This window comes from Streptomyces sp. DSM 40750 (assembly GCF_024612035.1).
Taxonomy (GTDB): Bacteria; Actinomycetota; Actinomycetes; order Streptomycetales; family Streptomycetaceae; genus Streptomyces.
Genome location: NZ_CP102513.1, coordinates 4,611,902 through 4,627,130, shown reverse-complemented (window position 1 = coordinate 4,627,130; position 15,229 = coordinate 4,611,902). Strand labels below are relative to the sequence as shown.

Sequence of the window (15,229 nt, the reverse complement as noted above, 5' to 3'; positions counted from 1 at the left end):
CACGTCGTGCCTCGCCGAAGCGACTCAAGGAGTGACACCCGCCGATGACTCAGCCTCCCGGCCAGCCGCCGCACGACGGTTACGGCGCCCAGCCGCCGCAGCAGCCGTACCCGGGGCCGTACACGCCCCCGCCGGCTCCAGGCGGCCAGGTGCCTGGGCAGCCGCCGGCCCCGGGCCAGGTCCCGGACCAGCCGCCGAACCCGTACGCGACGGCTCCGCAGCAGCCGTACGGCAGTGGCGGGCAGCCGTACGGGGGTGGCGGGCAGCCGCCGTACGGTGCGCCGGGCATGCCGGGAGCTCCAGGTATGCCGGGTGCTCCTGGCGCGCCCAACTACGGTGCCCAGTACGGGGGTTACCCGCCGCCGCCCCCGCCCTCCGGCGGCAACGGCGGCAAGGTCGCGCTGATCATCGTCGCCGCGGTGGCGGCGCTCGCGGTGATCGGCGGTGGCATCTTCCTCCTCACCTCCAACGGGGACGACGAGACCACGGCCAAGCCCGGGCAGAGCGTCTCGGCGACGGCGACCGAGTCCGAGAGCCCGACGGAGGAGCCCACCGACGAGGCCACCGACACGGCCACCACGACGCCCGACGGCGGTCTGGACGACGGCGGCTCGTCCGTCGCGCCCGCCACGGGCGTCGAGGGCCAGTGGCAGGACGACGAGGCCAGGACCCTGACGATCGGCGCCGAGCAGACCACCGGGGAGGGCAAGGGCCAGCACCCGCTCTCCTACATCGACATGGTCGGCGGCAAGGGCATCATGACGGGCGTCGGCGCCTACCGCGACGAGAACAGCTTCCGTATCGCCCTCACCCCCATGGCCTCGAAGGACGTCGCCGACGAGGACATCACCTTCGGCACGGTCCGCCGCTCCGGCAACGACGTGATCATCACCTGGGAGGCCGGCGGCACGGACAGGCTCAGCTATGTGGGCGAGTCGTCGAGCTGACGCCGCTGCTACTTCGCCTTCGCTCCCTTGAGGGTCTGTATGAGGGAGCGGAGGGGGGCTGGGGTGGTGGTGAGGATGGTGGCGGGGGTGTCGCTTTCGCGGAGGAGCAGGTGCCCGGTGGGGGCGGTGGCGATGTTGACGCAGTTGGAGGCGTCGCCGCTGTAGGTGGACTTCTGCCAGTGGGTGGACATGCCGGGGCCTCTCAGAGGTCGTGCGCGACGCGATGGATGAAGTCGCGCGATGCTTCGGGAGTCAAGGCGCTCGCCTCCATGTGGTCGATCACGGCTCGGTACTTGCTCAACTGGGCTTCGCCGTCGAGGAACTCGCAGCCGTGATGGGTGTCCAGCTGCACGGTGTCGAGCTGGCGCACCGCCCCCGCCACGTAGTCGATGCCCTGGCCGGTGCCGTGGAAGCTTTCCCCGCCGAAGGGGACGACCCGGACGGTGACATGGGTGAGTTCGCTCGTGTCGATGATGTGCCGGAGCTGCTTGGCGGTCACGTCTCGGCCGCCGAATCCCATTCTCAGCGCTGCCTCGTGGATCGTCGCCGTGTACGGAGTGGGTTCTTCCCGGTGGAGGATGCCCTGCCGCTTGATGCGATGGGTGAGCCGGTGCTCGATCTCGTACTGCTGCAGTGGCGGGAAGACGCCACGGAAGAGGGCACGGGCATGGTCCGTGGTCTGTAGCAGGGCGGGGATGTGGATGACCAGGGCTACGCGCAACTCGGTGGCGTAGTGCTCCAGTTCAGCAAGGTCGATCAGCCCGACCGGCAGGTGCTCCCGGTACTCGTCCCACCAGCCTCGCGTGCGGCCTCCGGTCATCGCGGCGAGGGCGTCTACTAGCGCCGGGTCGGCGCAGCTGTAGGTACGGGCAAAGGTGCGCACACGATCGGCACTCACGGCGTAGCGACCCGCCTCGATGCTGCTGATCTGCGCCTGCTTGACGCCGAGCAGCCCCGCAGCGGCGCTGGACGACAGCCCTGCCTGCTCCCTGAGCTTGCGCAGTTCGGCACCCAGGCGCTGCTGGCGCAGGGTGGGGGTGCTGGGTGGCACTGGGCCCTCTCTCGTCTATGCCGTGCCTCTGTGGTCACCCACAGGAGGCAATTGTGAACTCTAGCGCCCGATCGATATTAAATCTCACATCGTCTCGGCTACGGTGATTCCCGTACCGCTCAACTGGCCCGGCCCGTAAGCCGGAAGCGCACCGACCCAGGCACTGCCACCGCACGACACCGGCGTTGAGCGAGCCCAAGTCCCCTTTCTCCCCGGAGGCGTTCATGGTCACCGTATCCCCGCTCGACTCCCGTTCGCCCGAATGCTGGAAGTACGCCCTTCGTCTGCCTTGCGACCCTCGGGCCGCCCGGATCGCCCGCGTGACCGTGCGGGCGACCCTTTCCAGCCACGGCCTCCATGAGATCGTCGATGTCACCGAGCTGCTGACCTCGGAGCTGGTCACCAACGCGTACCAGCACGCGAAGGGCCCCTCCTCCGTACGCCTGGTCGCCCTCGGTGGCGGTCACCTGCGGGTCTTCGTCTGGGACGACAGCGCGTACGTCCCGCCTCCGTTCGATGACCCTGACGCCGTACCCGCCCCACCCTTGCCTTCGACGGACATCGACCACGGCCGCGGCCTCTTCCTCGTCCGGGAGTGCGCCGACCGGTGGGGGTGCTGGCCGCTGGAGGGCGGGAGCCTGGGGAGAGGTGGAGGGAAGTTGATGTGGTTCGAGCTGGGTGGCGCAGGGGTAGGGCCGCAATGCGTAGCTGTCTGAACGCGGACCGTGCCGCAGCCGACGTATGGGTGGCCGTCGGCCAGTACCGCGCTTCTCGTCTGCCGGACGTCCGGTCACGGAGCCGTCCCTATACTCAAGCCATGGACCAGGACCTGGAGCGAGCCGCACTCGTCGCGCTGTTGCGGCGTGGGGGGCGTTCCTGGCCCGAGCTCACCGACCAGATCGAGACCGTCGGGAGCGCCCGCGAGGTCCTGGAGAGCGTGCTCGATGCCTCGGGCCAGGGCGCTCTGTTCGACACCGAGCCCTCCGTGGATCTGAAGGCCGTCGTTGCCGAGATCGCCGCATGGGAGCGCGAGGGCATGCGCCTGGTGACGATCCTTGACGAGGACTATCCGCTCTACCTGCGGCTGGTCCATCAGCGGCCGCCGTTCCTGTTCCTACGCGGCACCGCTGTCGAGGACGACCTACGGGTCGCCGTCGTCGGCACTCGCACCCCCACGCCCGAGGGAATCGCCCACGCTCGCGCCATCTCCGGGGGACTTGCCGAGCGCGGAGTCACGGTGGTCAGCGGCCTGGCCGCCGGGATCGATACGGCAGCACACGGCACCGCGCTCGCAGTCGGCGGCCGGACAGTCGCGGTTGTCGGCACAGGCCTGCACCACGCCTACCCGGCGCAGAACGCCCGCCTGCAGCAGGAGATCGCCGAGCGAGGACTGGTGCTCTCCCAGTTCTGGCCGGACGCGGCGCCCTCGAAGGCGTCGTTCCCCATGCGCAACGCTGTGATGAGCGGCTACAGCCTGGCCACGGTGGTGGTCGAGGCGGCGTACCGCAGCGGGGCTCGCATGCAGGCCCGCCTCGCCCTGGAACACGGCCGCCGGGTCTTCCTCATGCGCTCCCTCATGACTCACGAATGGGCGCGGGAGTACGCGAGCCGACCGAACACCACCGTCATCGACGGCCCGGACGACGTCTTCGGCCACCTCGACTCACTCGTCCCCGCCACGGGCGAGCTGACCTGGGCGTAACCGGCGGATCCGGGTGGCAACCGTCGAAGGGCTGTCCGCCCGTTACGCCAACTTTCTGGTTCACCCTTTACTGCCGGACACGGGCGTGTGTCAGGTATGCCGAGGTCCCGCGAAGGCAGGCTATCCCACGTGTTGGCAGTGCCACGAGGCCAGGCGAACCCTTGGTGCGGGGGTCGCCGACGCCGTGGCCCCGGTGAGCCTGGCCCTCAAGAATGAGCAGTACGCCAACGAGCTGTGGCGCTACAAGAACACTGCGGGCCCGCAACGGCAGTACTTCCGCATGGGCCTCGCGGCCGTCCTGTGGCGTTTCCTCGCCCTGCACGAGGGCTGCGTCGCGGCCCACTGCGCCGTCCCCGGCTTCGGCGTCGTCACCACGGTTCCCAGCACCAGCGGGCGCGACGACCATCCCTTGCGCACCATGGTGGCCGACATGGTCGGCGCCACCCGCGACCGTCACCGGGACCTGCTCACACCGGCGCCGAACGCGACCAGCCTCGGCCGCACGGCTTCCCCCTCGCGCTACACCTCATCGGCGCTCTGGGGTGAGAACGTCCTGCTCATCGACGACACCTGGACCACCGGCCACCACGCCCAGTCCGCAACGGCAGCTCTGAAGGCCTCTGGCGCAGGCAGCGTGGCCGTCGTCGTCCTTGGACGCCATCTCAACACCACCTACGGCGACACTGCCACGCATGTCGAGCAGGCACGTCTGCGCCGCTTCTCCTGGGATGCCTGCGCGCTTCGGCCTTGGAGTCACGGCTGAACCGTGGAGAAGGCGGCCCATGGCGACCGGTAGCCGCCTCGGCGCTGTACGAGGAGTTCCGGCGGATGGGGGAGTGACACTGCGAGTCCACTTGATCGCATGCTCGAAGTGACAGGGCGAAGGGGCTTCCCGAGGGGAGGATCCCGGGCGTAGTTTCACGCTCCTGGATCACTGCTGATCGGTGGCTTCTGATCGGTGGTGGGGGCGGAGAACCCGCCCCCACCACCCTGCACCGCCTACCGTGACGTCGTCGCCGACCACACCGTCACGGCCAGCGCCGCGCACGACGTCAGCGCGGCCAAGGACGGCAGGGGCCAGCGGGAGCGCTCCAGGGCGTCCAGGCGGTCCTCGTGTTCGGACAGTGTCTTGTCGGTCTGGTCGGCGCGCTGGAGGAGGAGGGCGAGGTCGCCCCGGGTGGTGGCGAAGCCCACGTCGACGGCGCGGCGCAGACGCTCCAACTCCAGGGCCACGGTGGCCCGTTCGTCACTGCTCACCATCGGCGCCCTCTTCGGTATCGGCTTTGAGCCACGGTGGAAGCAGGCGTTCCACCGACGGCATGGACATCAGCCGGCTCAGCGCCGTGGCCGCGACGACCAGCGTGGCGTAGCCGGGGAGGTCGGCGACCCCAGGGGTGTCGGCGAGCAACGGGACGGCGGCCGCCACCGCCAACATGGCCTGGAACGCCGTACGTACCGCTCTGCGGTTCGAGTCGGTCATCGTTGTCCTCAACCTCCGTTCAGATGCGCGGGACGCGCAGCTTCGCCCAGCTCACGCGGCCCGGGATGCCGTCCGCGTCGGTGCCGGAGTAGCCGAGCTTGTGCTGCCAGGCGGCGTACGAACGGCGGTCGGCGGCGGTCCAGGACGGGCCGGGACCCACCTCGTAACGGCCGCAGCCCTCCGCCACCAGGCGTCTGCCCATGGCCGTGATGACCGCGCTGCGGCGGCCGGCGGCGAAGAACGCCGCGCCCGGGAAGGGTTCGTAGGTGACGGCCGGTGTTCCGCTGCCGCCGCTCGCGTTGCCTCCGCTCGCCGTCTTGGTCAGGCGCTTCGCGATCCGCGTCCGCATCGCCGGCATGGAGAACGTCGGGTCGATCTTGCGGGTCGTCCACTCCTTGTGGCCGATGACCCGGCCAGCGCCCCAGCCGTGGGCGCGGCACACCGCCGCCGCGATCTTCTCCACGGCCACCAACTGGGCGTCGGGGTACGGGTCGCGGCCGTTGCCGAGGTTCTCGATCTCGAAGCCGTAGAAGTGGGCGTTGCCGTCGACCGCGTCCGAGCCCGGGCGGGAGGGGATCGTCGTGCCGTTGCGTACGGCGTTGTAGGCGGCCGTCGAGCCGCGGCCGGCGTGATTGGTGCGGCCGTAGCCGACGAGGTGGACGGTGCCGTCCTTCGCGATCACCGCCACGCACAGCGGGCCCGGAAGACCGGCCATGCCCGTACGGCACAGGGAGACGCTGTTCGAGCCGGCCGTGTGGTGCAGCATCACGCCCTGGGCCGGGCCCCAGGCGCCGATGGCGTTGCGGTTGTGGGTGGACCAGTTGCCGTGCTCCTTGACGGTGACGCCTTCGGCACGCAGGGCCGCCTCGAAGGCGGCGGCCGAGAGTGGTGTGGCCATGGGTGGCTCCTTCGGGCATACGAAAACCCCGGTGCGCCGCAGGTGGGGCGGCGTACCGGGGTTGTTGGAGGTGGGGATCAGTAGATGGGGTCGACCCTGATGAAGCGGTTGTCGTAGTTGGCCGTGTTCGTGCTCGTGGGCACCGCCGACCAGTACGTCGGGGTCGCCGAGTAGGCCGTCCCCGCCGTGAGGCCCGAGACCAGGAACTGGCTGGACGTGGAGGCGCGGTCGGTGCCGATGATCATGGCGGCGCGGTCGATGCCGGAGGCCAGGAAGACCGAGCCGTCGGAGACCTTCTTGACGGTCGCGCCCATGTAGCAGGTGGTGGCGGACGAGTTGAACATCATCGAGCCCACCGTGACGATCACCTTGCCGGTCGGCGGCGCGACGAAGGCGGCCACCAGGGGGTCGCCGGTCGCGCTGGTCAGGGTCTCGGCGGGGGTCGTGGACGTCGTCGTACCGGCGTCGTTGTTGTAGAGGAACACCGGGACGGGGGCGACCGGGGCCCATACCGTGCCCGTGTAGTGGGTGAGCTGGCCGGGGCTGGTCAGCCAGGCGACCATGCCGGGCGCCGGGGTCGTGATCGCCGTGTCGCGGGCCGTGGCGGTCGCGAAGCGCAGGACCGTACGGCTGTCGATCGCCTCGGCCAGCGACTGGAGGTGCGCCGGGACATCGGCCGTGTCGGTGGCCTGGGGGTACGGCAGCCCGTTGAGGGGGGTGTAGGCGGTCATGCGGACTCCGTTCCGGTTGCCTCGGTCTCCGTGTCGGTCCCGGCGTCCGGATCGGTCTCCTCCACCGGCTGCGGCTCCTCCTCCGCCGTGCTGTTGCCGCCCGCCGCGTCGGGCGAGGCGGTGACCTCGTCCTCCTCCTGCTCGTCAGGTGCGGGCTGTTCCTCGGGCGCGTTCTCGGTGACGGTCACCTCCACGGGAGCGGCGTCCACTACGGTGACCTGCTCCTCCTTCGCTTCGAAGTACGCGGTGAGGCTGGTCGCCACGGCCGAGGCCAGGCGCAGCAGCTGCTCCTCGGCCAGCACGACCGGCACCGTCTCCGAACTGCTCTCAGACATGCGCGGACTCCTTGATCTCTCCCCAGCTCAGCCCGGACGCGGTCAGCTGCGCGAGGGTCGGGAAGGTGCTCGTGACGGAGGCGTACGTCGCGTACGTCACCGTCGCCGGGTTGCTCGGGGCGTCCGGGGTGAGCCCGGCGTCGGCCGGCAGCGGGCCGGGGTCGACACCGCGCAGGGTCAGCGTCTGCTGGACCCCGCCGTCGGCCGTGGCCGAGGTGCGGACGCCGACGACCCACGCGAGGGTGTCGAGCGCGGCGCCGGTGGTGTCCACCACCCGTACGACGTCGCCGAGTTGGATGCGGGGGTCGTACAGCACCTCGACGTCGCCGATGACCGGCACGGGCAGGACACCCGCGTCCCGCATCGCGTGGGCGAGGGCGGCGGCGACGGACGCGTCCTGCACCCAGTCGGTGGTCTCGGCGGTGTACTCCTGGCGGCCGTAGAACTTCTCGCTGGCGACCCCTGCCGGATCGTTCGCCGGATCCTCCAGATAGGCGATGGCCTGGCGTTCCACCGGGTCGGCGGACGGCTTCAACGTCTGCAGGACGAACGACGGCGTGCCCGTCTTCGTGGCCGTGTAGAGGGTCTGCGTGCCGCGGTTGGCGAACCGGACCACTAGGTAGCCGTCCTCACGGCGGACCAGGAGGTCGACGGCGCCCTTGACGGACGTACCACCGGTGGCGGCGGTGCCGAAGCGGACGTTCGTGCCCGGCTCGGTGACGGAGTCGTCGTCCGTGCCGGGCGGGCTGACGTCGTACTCGTCGTCCGCCATCAGATACTTGACGGTGGTCGTCGAACTGGCCGGGATCGTGCGGATGACCGTGTCGGTGAACGTCGTCGCCGTGACGGGCCCGGTGATACCGGTCCAGTCCTTGTACGGCTGGATGCAGTAGTTGCGGCAGGCGTCGATCTCCTCGGTCGCGGTGAGCGACGCGATCTCCCGCACGCTGGTGAGCGTGAGGTCGGCGGAGGTCGGTTTCGTGGCGAACCGGGAGTAGTTCTGCCAGCGGAAGACGCCGCGCTCGTCGATCTCGGCGGTCGACATGCTCGCCTTGGCGATCTGCGAGATCACCTCCCACTGCGAACCGGTCACCCGGGGCAGCACGGTCAACGGCAGGATGGCGTCGTCGAGTTCGACGCTCTTGGTCCAGGCGTATGCCCCGGTGTGCGAGAACTCCTCCAGGCCCGGCATGGCCGCCAGGCCACTGGTGACCTGGACGCACTCGGTCGGCATGTCCGTGAAGAGGCTGATCTGCCGGAGCTCCGAGGCCGGCTGGAGCGCCGAGGGGTCCGTGTACGTCTCCGCCGTGCCGAGGAACCGGGTGCCGTCGGGGGCGGTCAGCTGGGGGCGGACGGTGGGGTAGACGCTGGTGCCGGTGGAGCTGGTGTCGAAGAAGGCGCCGATGTGCCAGACCCCACGCTGCTGCCAGATGCCGCGCAGGGTCGGTTCGCTGATGCCGGACCACTGGAAGTACCTGCCGTTGGCCGTGTCCGAGGAGTAGATGCGGACCCAGCCCTCGGCGAAGTCGACCATCAGCTCCAGATAGCCGGTGGCCGAGCCGTTGCGGTTCAGCTGCAACTGGAGGGTGACCCGGTCGCTGTTGCTGGGTACCGCGTCGTCGACGAGGTCGCCGTACGAGACCGCGTTGTTCACCCAGGCCTCGACGAAGATCCGGCTGCCGGGCACGGTGACCCGGCTGCGCGGGAACCAACTGGCCTTCAGCTGCGGCCCCTTGGGTACCAGCGCCAGCTCGTGCGGCGCGCCCTCCCTGCTGAAGACATAGGTGCTCGGGTCCGGTACGTGCTCCGGCTGCCCGTACGGCGTGCTGAACCCGCCGTGCAGCGAGGCGTACAGCAGGGTCAGCGGCCGGCCCTCGACGAAGTCCGGGTACCGGGGCGGCGGGCAGGCGTACACCCCGCCCTGGCGCAGGAGCTCCGACACGCACCAGGTCGCGGACGACACCGGACGGCCGCTCTTCCACAGGAACCCGGCGTACGGCTTCGGCAGTACGGCGGGGCCGCGCAGCCGCTCCGCCCCGTCCAGCGCGGTGACCTGCACACTGTCGGTCCCGGAGGTGGCGGAACGGGAGCGGACGGTGCCCCGGAACGCCGGGAGCTTCGCGCCCCCGACCCCGTTCTCGTGGACGACGGACTGGCCGGGGCGTACGACGTCCCCGGTGGCCCGGTCGGCCCACGGGGAGTACATCTCCGGCGCCGAGTTCCCCGCCGTGCCGGACAGCTGCACCTGCAGCTGCGCCGCGGACGAACCGGAGAAGGCCCGCATCGCGGCCGGCAGATCGGTCGCGTACGACCGCTCCACCTGCCACGACTGGACCTGCGCCGAGACGTCCTTGCCGCCGAGGCGGGTGGTGTGGGTGGTGGTGCGCTCACCGGCCGCGAGCGCGGACTCGGTGGCGTCGTCAGCCTGCTGCACTGGACACCTCCACGAGGTCGAGGCTGAAGTTGCGGAACGGGAGCGGGCGGCCGGGCGCGTCGCTGTAGCCGGTCACGGACATCGGCGGCAGCCCGTCACCCGGGACGCCGTCCGCCGCCGTCCCGCCGTACGTCAGGCAGGCGCCGGCCAGCGAGTACGTGCCTGCCGTGCCCGGTTTGCAGGTCGGGGTGACGTACGCGGCACCGGCCGGGACGGTGCCGGTGACCAGCGCGCCCGAGGCGGATGCCGTACTGATGTACGAACCGTCGACCCTCTTGAAATCCAGGCCGACGCTCTCCGTGCCGAGCGCGGCGATGGCGGTCGGAGCCCGGAACGAGACCTGGAGCCCCGGCGAGACCGGGAAGTTGCCGACGGTGCCGACGCAGCGCCAGGCCAGGGCGCTGTTCGTGTCCACCGCGGTGAAGGTGAACGTACCGGCGGCCGTGGCGCTCTCGGCCACCGTGCCGGTCGAGGTGGTGAACCACTGGGCGAGCCCGGTGATGTCGACGGCCTTGGTGGTGCCCCGGCCGAGGGCCTGACCTGCGGTGAGCACATTGCCGGCGGCCGGGTCCACGAGGAACACGGTCGGCGCCAGCGAGCTGTCGACCCGCCGGGCGATCCGGTCGAGCGCCCGGGCGTGCGCCGGCGGCAGCAGGTCCCAGGACAGCTTGATCCGGCGTACCGGAGCGAGGTTGCGGGTGACGGTGACCCGACCGCCGAGCGACTTGAACTCACTGACGCCCAGATCGGCGGTGCGGTCGAAGGACTTGGCCGCCTGATCGATCTCGTACATGGAACCGGGCGGGCCGATCCAAAGGTTTCCCATGATTTCCCCTGGTGGTGGGCGGTTGAGGGCATGAAAAAAGCCGATGGCGGCGGGTGCCGAATGCCATCGACCGGTGCTGATGCTGATGCTGGTGGGGGTGGTGCTGTGGAACTCCGCCCGATGTCGTTACCGGCGGGCGAGCTGCCGCTGGCCCAGGAACACGGCTCGGGCGATCTGCTGGGAGTCGACCTGGATGACGACGGGCCGGTCGGCGAGCCGCTCCACGGCGGAGGCGAGGGTGCGCAGACCGCCGCCGGAGCCGAGCATCCGCTCCAGCTTGGACAGCGGGATGACCGCCTCGTGCTCGCCGGCCTCACCGAGCAGCGCGAGCGTGCCGCCGGAACGGGCCTGCACGATGCCGCCCTTGGCGAGCTGTGGCACGGGGAGCGTCGGCAGGTTGAACTGGAAGCCCTTGCCACCGATCACCGGCACCCAGTCCGGCACCTTGATCTTGACCCGGTTCAGCGAGCCGATCAGCGCGTTCAGCCCCCGGATCAGCATCCGCGACGGCAGCATGAACCCGTTGACGACCCCCTTGAACAGCGGCCCGAGCATCTTCGCCGCCGACGACGAGGCGCTCTTGATGGCGCTCCAGGCGGCGACGAGCCCACGCTTGACCAGGGCGGCGACCTTGTCCATGTTCACGAACTGGGCGATCAGCGGCGCGAGCAGTGTCATGATCAGCCCGAACGGGCTGGCCGCCATGGCGAGGTTGAGCCCCTTCTGGGCGAGCGAGGCGCCCTTGAGTCCCTTGCCGAGGTTGCCCATGGACTTCCCGCCCTTGTCGGCGTTCTTCCCGGCCTTCCCCACCGACTTCTCGACGGCATCGGCCTGCTTCTTCACGCCTTGGAGCGCTGTCTTGGTCTTGTCGGCGGACGACTTGAGCTTGTCGAGCGAGGACTTGAGCTTGTCGCTGCCGCCCTTGGCCTTCCCGACACCGGTGTTGAGCCCATTCGCCTCGGACCTGAGCTTGCTCAAGCCGGTGCCGCCCTGGGTGGCGGAGGTCTTGAGCTTCACCAGAGAAGAGGCGGTCCGGTCCGCATTGCTCTTGACCCGTCCGACAGCGGGCGCGGCCTGATTCGCCGGGTTCTTGAGGCTTCCGACCGAAGCCGCCGCGGTCTTTGCGATGTTCTGGATCCGCTGCAGGCTGGAAGTCGCTCCGCTGATGCTCTTCTGCATCTTGGACGCCCCGCCGGCGGCTGCCAGGAAAGAGTTCTTCAGTCCCATGTCATCCTCCTTCAGGCTCTGTTTTCCGCTTGCTGCATCGCTGTTGACAAATCGCGGAGGCTGGAGGTCAGGTCCTCTGCCGCCTTATTGAGCTTCTGCAGCTTCTCGGCCTGGCTGCCGGCTTCCGCGACGACCGGCTCGGGGGGTGCGGGGCTGACGCTGGGGAAACCGTACTGATTGGTTCCCAATTGGCGGCCGGACTTGCTGAGGATCCCGGAAAGGAGAGCCTCGAAATCGATCAGCTTCACGCCGACCGCGGCGAGGATCGCTCCCGCGCCCACGAGCCATCCGCCGGACTTGAAAGCCTCGACCACAGGCTTGAGGCCGGTCACTTCGAGGAACTGGCTCAGGAGGCCTGGCGGGGGCTTTTCCTCGCTCTTCTCCTTGTTGGTGTCGCTGTTGGTGTCGCTCTTCTTTTCAGGATTCGTCTTGAGTTTCTGGTCGAGATATGCCCGGGTAACGAGTCCGTTGGTGCTCTGGTCCGTCAGCCGAGTCTTAACCTCTTGGATCTTGGTGAGGATTTCGTCGTTCTTGGAGTCAGCCACGACCCCTCCTTCCGAATTATCCTGGTTCGGGCAGGGTTGGATGTGTGCCGTACAGATGCTGTTCGGTGGGGCCCTCTGCTACTCTCGGGGCGTATTTCCTTTCATCCGGGTGGTAGTCAGTGGGGGGCTTGAATGCTGGGAATTCTTATCTTTCTCTGCATTGTCCTGGTGAGTCTTGTGGTGAATCATATTTCGCGGAGTGCTCTCCGAAGAAAAGGAATTCGAGCGCGCGCAGTATGTGTGGAACATGCCAAGGAGGGGACCAGCGACAAAGTGGGACTTGTGATGGAGTGTGTCGGCCCGGACGGCACACCGGTCAGGCCCACGGTGGGCTACTTCACCAGCCCGCCGCTTCGCATCGGTGACGCGGTCGACATCGTCTACGACCCGAGCAATCTCAAGGGGGCCCGATTCGCCAACGACGCCGACTCCGGTAAGTGGGCCCCTGTGCTCATCGCGGTGGTGTCCGTACTCGTGGTCGTGACCGGCGTCCTTACGTTCGCCTAGTCCGCATGCCCGAAACTCGCTGGTCAGCGTCGCTTTGGTGGCGTCGTCGGCGAGGGGGCGCCGGCTCGGCCGGTCGGACTGGTGCGGGCGCACGGCGGATCGGATGCCGTGCTGTTCACCGCGGCGGAGATGGGACGGCGGGAATTCGCCGCCTATGCGCTTTCCAGGAGAGCGGGATGCCGAGGGGGCCGACGGCGCCGGCCGGGAGCCGGCCGAGGACCCGGCCCTGCCGCCCCGAAAACGGCGGCCCCGTTTCGTCGAGAAGAGCGCTCGATCGAAGTCGCCGACCATCCCGAAGCTCGAACGTGGGTCATCCCGGCGGTCGGACCGCCGGGATTTTTTTGACCATTGACATGTGTGTCCGCCGAACCGTGGACACGTGAATGTCCCGTTCCGCGGGCCTACGGCCTACAGATCGCCGTCCGACGGGTGCGGGCGCGCGGCCGGCGGGTGCGGATGAGGGTGAGGAGGCGCGGTCGGCGGAGTCTGCTGCTGGTGAGGGGGCGAGGCCGGCGGAGGCGTTTGCTGGGGGAACGGAAGGATCTTGCCGCCAGGGTCCCGGCGGGGCGGTGCCGCCTGGCCGTGGCCCGGGCTGCGGAGCGCGGCCGCGGACCGGCGCCGCTGGTCCTCGTGCTCGCCCCGGTCCCGCCAGCCCTGCCCGTACGCCTTGAACTCGCGCTTCTCGATCTCGGTCCGGGTGGTGACGACCAGGTCCGCAGGGACGGCGCGTTGCATGCGTACGGCAAGGACCTGCCGCAGCTCGGCCTCGGCTCTGTCCAGCTCGACGCCGCCCCACGCCTCGCCCTCGTTGTTCGTCACTCGGCCCCCACTCCCAGACTCCAAACACTTGCTTCGAACATATGCTCGATAGCACCTCGCAGGATACCCGAAGTGCCTGTGGTGGCCAGGACCAAACGGAGACGGTTCCCGGCCACCTCACGCCGTACGGTCGGGGCTCACACCACCTCGTACGTGCCTCCGATCCGGACGACGTTGGCGCTCGTCCAGGCGTACCCGAGCAGCCCGCTGCTGCCGAGCTGGCCGAGGTGGGAGGTCGAGGCCGAGGCCGGACCCCACAGCGTGTACGTCGTCGCGTTGCTGCTCGCGGTCGGCTGGCAACTGATCATTCCGCGGCCCGCGCTGCTGCCCGAACCGCTGGTCGCCACCCCTTGGTGCTGCGGCAGCCCGCCCAGCGCGCCCGCCTGGACCGGGTAGGAGAGGAAGTAGTCGCCGCTGCCGTACGTCGTCGTCGAGCCGAACTGCATCAGCATCGTGAAGTGGCAGGTCTTGCCCACGATCGCGTACTTGCCGGTCAGCGTCCCGTTGCCGATCGCCGGGTTGGTCGTCGAGGCCGTCCAGGCCGGCGTGTAGGTGTTCCAGACGCCCATCGCCACCCACGCCGAGCCGGTGTAGTAGCTGAGCGTGCCGGGGCTGGTCAGCCAGGCGACCATGCCGGCGGCCGGGGTGGTGATCGCGGCGTCCCGGTCGGCGGCGGTCGCGTACCGCAGGACCGTACGGCCGTCGATGCCCTCGGCCAGGGACTGGAGATGGAACGGGAGGTTGGCGACATCGGCGGGCTGCGGATACGGCAGCCCACCGAGTGGGGTGTAGAGGGTCATGGGAGGGATCGCTCCTTGGCTCAAGAGAAGGAACCGGGCTCAGGAGAAGAACTGGCTCAAGAGAAGAACTGGGCGAGTTCGATGGGCGTCGGGTTTCGCACCGGCTCGGCGGCCGACGACCCTGACGCGCCGGACGGTGACGCCCCGGAGGGCGACGCGCCGGATCGTGACGTGGCCGCCGTGGCCGCCGTGGACGCCGGTCCGGTCCGCCCGTCCTCCGCCGTCACCGGGCGCGGCACCGGCTCCGGGTAGTCCAGCGGCTCCGCGTCCTCGTCCCGGTTCACCGTGGCGAACATCCAGTTCGCCTCCGCGAGCTGGTCGACGACGGACGCCAGCAGGTAGTCGTTGACGGACCAGAGGGCGGCCTCACCGTGGATTTCCTGGAGGGTCGCGCTGTCGCGTGGCAGGTGCTTGACCAGCACCGCGAGCCGGCGGGAGGAGAGCCGGCCGCGGTGCCAGTCGAGCAGGTCCACGCCGTAGAGGCGGAGCAGGTCCGCTTCGAGGGCCTCGGCGTGTTCATCGACGAACTCGCCGAGGCTCAGCCTTCCCCCAGGCCGAGCCCGGTCTCCTTGCCGTACGCCTCCATGATCGCGGCGATGTCCTGCATGGTGACGTCGAGGCGGTCGAAGCGCTCGTACTGGGCGTCGCCCAGGAGTGTGCGCAGCAGGCCGTCGACGTCGTTGTCGTCGAGGTCGCGCAGGGTGCGCGCGGTCTTGCGGGTCAGCTCGGTGGGGAGCGTGAAGGTGTCCCCCTCGATGGTGAAGGACCAGGCGCGACCGAGCGCCTCCTGCCGCTGGGCACGGGCGGCGCTGACGTCGAATGCCATGGAGCTACTCCTTGTCGATGACTTTCACAGGCGGTGTGTCGGTGGAGAGGGGTGGCGGGCGGGCCGGGGAGGGGGGAGGTCCCGGCCCGCCCGCCGGGGGG

General features: G+C 69.6%; 20 protein-coding genes. 5 read left to right on the top strand and 15 right to left on the bottom strand.

Translation table 11 applies throughout. The features are described 5' to 3' along the window. Positions 1 to 44: 44 nt before the first annotated feature. Positions 45 to 947 carry a hypothetical protein gene (locus tag JIX55_RS20840; RefSeq protein WP_257564817.1) on the top strand — a complete coding sequence of 301 codons (903 nt, stop codon included), beginning with the start codon at positions 45 to 47 and terminating at the stop codon, positions 945 to 947. 8 nt (positions 948 to 955) lie between these two features. Here JIX55_RS20840 and JIX55_RS20835 read toward each other — a convergent pair whose 3' ends face one another. Then, a complete protein-coding gene (locus JIX55_RS20835; RefSeq protein WP_257564816.1) occupies positions 956 to 1,138 on the bottom strand; it encodes a DUF397 domain-containing protein in 183 nt (60 codons plus the stop codon). A gap of 11 nt (positions 1,139 to 1,149) precedes the next feature. Beyond that, complete coding sequence (locus JIX55_RS20830) at positions 1,150 to 1,998, bottom strand: helix-turn-helix domain-containing protein (RefSeq protein ID WP_257564815.1); 849 nt, start codon at positions 1,996 to 1,998, stop codon at positions 1,150 to 1,152. A gap of 224 nt (positions 1,999 to 2,222) precedes the next feature. Between JIX55_RS20830 and JIX55_RS20825 the strand changes: the two genes are divergently transcribed. The 3 genes from JIX55_RS20825 to JIX55_RS20815 all read left to right on the top strand — a co-directional run bounded on the left by JIX55_RS20825 (position 2,223) and on the right by JIX55_RS20815 (position 4,463). Continuing rightward, a complete protein-coding gene (locus JIX55_RS20825; RefSeq protein WP_257564814.1) occupies positions 2,223 to 2,714 on the top strand; it encodes an ATP-binding protein in 492 nt (163 codons plus the stop codon). A gap of 101 nt (positions 2,715 to 2,815) precedes the next feature. Then, positions 2,816 to 3,700, top strand: coding sequence for a DNA-processing protein DprA (locus tag JIX55_RS20820; protein WP_257564813.1), 885 nt, complete (start codon positions 2,816 to 2,818; stop codon positions 3,698 to 3,700). Between the two features lie 193 nt (positions 3,701 to 3,893). Continuing rightward, entirely contained in the window at positions 3,894 to 4,463 is a 570-nt protein-coding gene (locus JIX55_RS20815; protein ID WP_257564812.1) for a phosphoribosyltransferase, read from the top strand. A gap of 236 nt (positions 4,464 to 4,699) precedes the next feature. Here JIX55_RS20815 and JIX55_RS20810 read toward each other — a convergent pair whose 3' ends face one another. The 9 genes from JIX55_RS20810 to JIX55_RS20770 form a co-directional block, all read right to left on the bottom strand. Continuing rightward, positions 4,700 to 4,960: a hypothetical protein gene (locus JIX55_RS20810; protein WP_257564811.1), complete on the bottom strand. Its 261-nt coding sequence runs from the start codon at positions 4,958 to 4,960 to the stop codon at positions 4,700 to 4,702. Next, a complete protein-coding gene (locus JIX55_RS20805) occupies positions 4,947 to 5,180 on the bottom strand; it encodes a hypothetical protein (RefSeq protein ID WP_257564810.1) in 234 nt (77 codons plus the stop codon). Before JIX55_RS20805 ends, JIX55_RS20810 begins: the two co-directional genes overlap by 14 nt. A 19-nt stretch (positions 5,181 to 5,199) precedes the next feature. Next, positions 5,200 to 6,078 carry a peptidoglycan-binding protein gene (locus JIX55_RS20800; RefSeq protein WP_257564809.1) on the bottom strand — a complete coding sequence of 293 codons (879 nt, stop codon included), beginning with the start codon at positions 6,076 to 6,078 and terminating at the stop codon, positions 5,200 to 5,202. Positions 6,079 to 6,155: 77 nt separating this feature from the next. After that, positions 6,156 to 6,809, bottom strand: a complete 654-nt coding sequence (locus JIX55_RS20795) for a hypothetical protein (RefSeq protein WP_257564808.1) — start codon at positions 6,807 to 6,809, stop codon at positions 6,156 to 6,158. Further along, on the bottom strand, positions 6,806 to 7,144 hold the full coding sequence (locus JIX55_RS20790) for a hypothetical protein (protein WP_257564807.1): 339 nt from the start codon (positions 7,142 to 7,144) through the stop codon (positions 6,806 to 6,808). Before JIX55_RS20790 ends, JIX55_RS20795 begins: the two co-directional genes overlap by 4 nt. Beyond that, positions 7,137 to 9,578, bottom strand: a complete 2,442-nt coding sequence (locus tag JIX55_RS20785) for a hypothetical protein (RefSeq protein ID WP_257564806.1) — start codon at positions 9,576 to 9,578, stop codon at positions 7,137 to 7,139. Before JIX55_RS20785 ends, JIX55_RS20790 begins: the two co-directional genes overlap by 8 nt. Further along, positions 9,565 to 10,404: a hypothetical protein gene (locus JIX55_RS20780; protein WP_257564805.1), complete on the bottom strand. Its 840-nt coding sequence runs from the start codon at positions 10,402 to 10,404 to the stop codon at positions 9,565 to 9,567. The genes JIX55_RS20785 and JIX55_RS20780 overlap by 14 nt, the downstream gene beginning before the upstream one ends. Positions 10,405 to 10,530: 126 nt before the next feature. Beyond that, on the bottom strand, positions 10,531 to 11,631 hold the full coding sequence (locus JIX55_RS20775; RefSeq protein WP_257564804.1) for a hypothetical protein: 1,101 nt from the start codon (positions 11,629 to 11,631) through the stop codon (positions 10,531 to 10,533). A gap of 11 nt (positions 11,632 to 11,642) precedes the next feature. After that, positions 11,643 to 12,176 carry a hypothetical protein gene (locus tag JIX55_RS20770; RefSeq protein ID WP_257564803.1) on the bottom strand — a complete coding sequence of 178 codons (534 nt, stop codon included), beginning with the start codon at positions 12,174 to 12,176 and terminating at the stop codon, positions 11,643 to 11,645. 282 nt (positions 12,177 to 12,458) lie between these two features. Between JIX55_RS20770 and JIX55_RS51470 the strand changes: the two genes are divergently transcribed. After that, the gene (locus JIX55_RS51470) at positions 12,459 to 12,683 is read left to right on the top strand and encodes a hypothetical protein (RefSeq protein ID WP_257564802.1); all 225 of its coding nucleotides are present in this window, start codon (positions 12,459 to 12,461) and stop codon (positions 12,681 to 12,683) included. Positions 12,684 to 13,091: 408 nt separating this feature from the next. Here JIX55_RS51470 and JIX55_RS20760 read toward each other — a convergent pair whose 3' ends face one another. The 4 genes from JIX55_RS20760 to JIX55_RS20745 form a co-directional block, all read right to left on the bottom strand. Further along, positions 13,092 to 13,502 (bottom strand): hypothetical protein, encoded by a 411-nt coding sequence (locus JIX55_RS20760; RefSeq protein WP_257564801.1) that lies wholly within the window; start codon positions 13,500 to 13,502, stop codon positions 13,092 to 13,094. A 137-nt stretch (positions 13,503 to 13,639) separates the two neighbouring features. Next, a complete protein-coding gene (locus JIX55_RS20755) occupies positions 13,640 to 14,302 on the bottom strand; it encodes a hypothetical protein (protein WP_257564800.1) in 663 nt (220 codons plus the stop codon). Between the two features lie 56 nt (positions 14,303 to 14,358). Next, entirely contained in the window at positions 14,359 to 14,775 is a 417-nt protein-coding gene (locus tag JIX55_RS51465) for a hypothetical protein (RefSeq protein WP_443046477.1), read from the bottom strand. Between the two features lie 65 nt (positions 14,776 to 14,840). Next, a complete protein-coding gene (locus JIX55_RS20745; RefSeq protein WP_257564799.1) occupies positions 14,841 to 15,128 on the bottom strand; it encodes a hypothetical protein in 288 nt (95 codons plus the stop codon). Positions 15,129 to 15,229 lie beyond the last annotated feature (101 nt).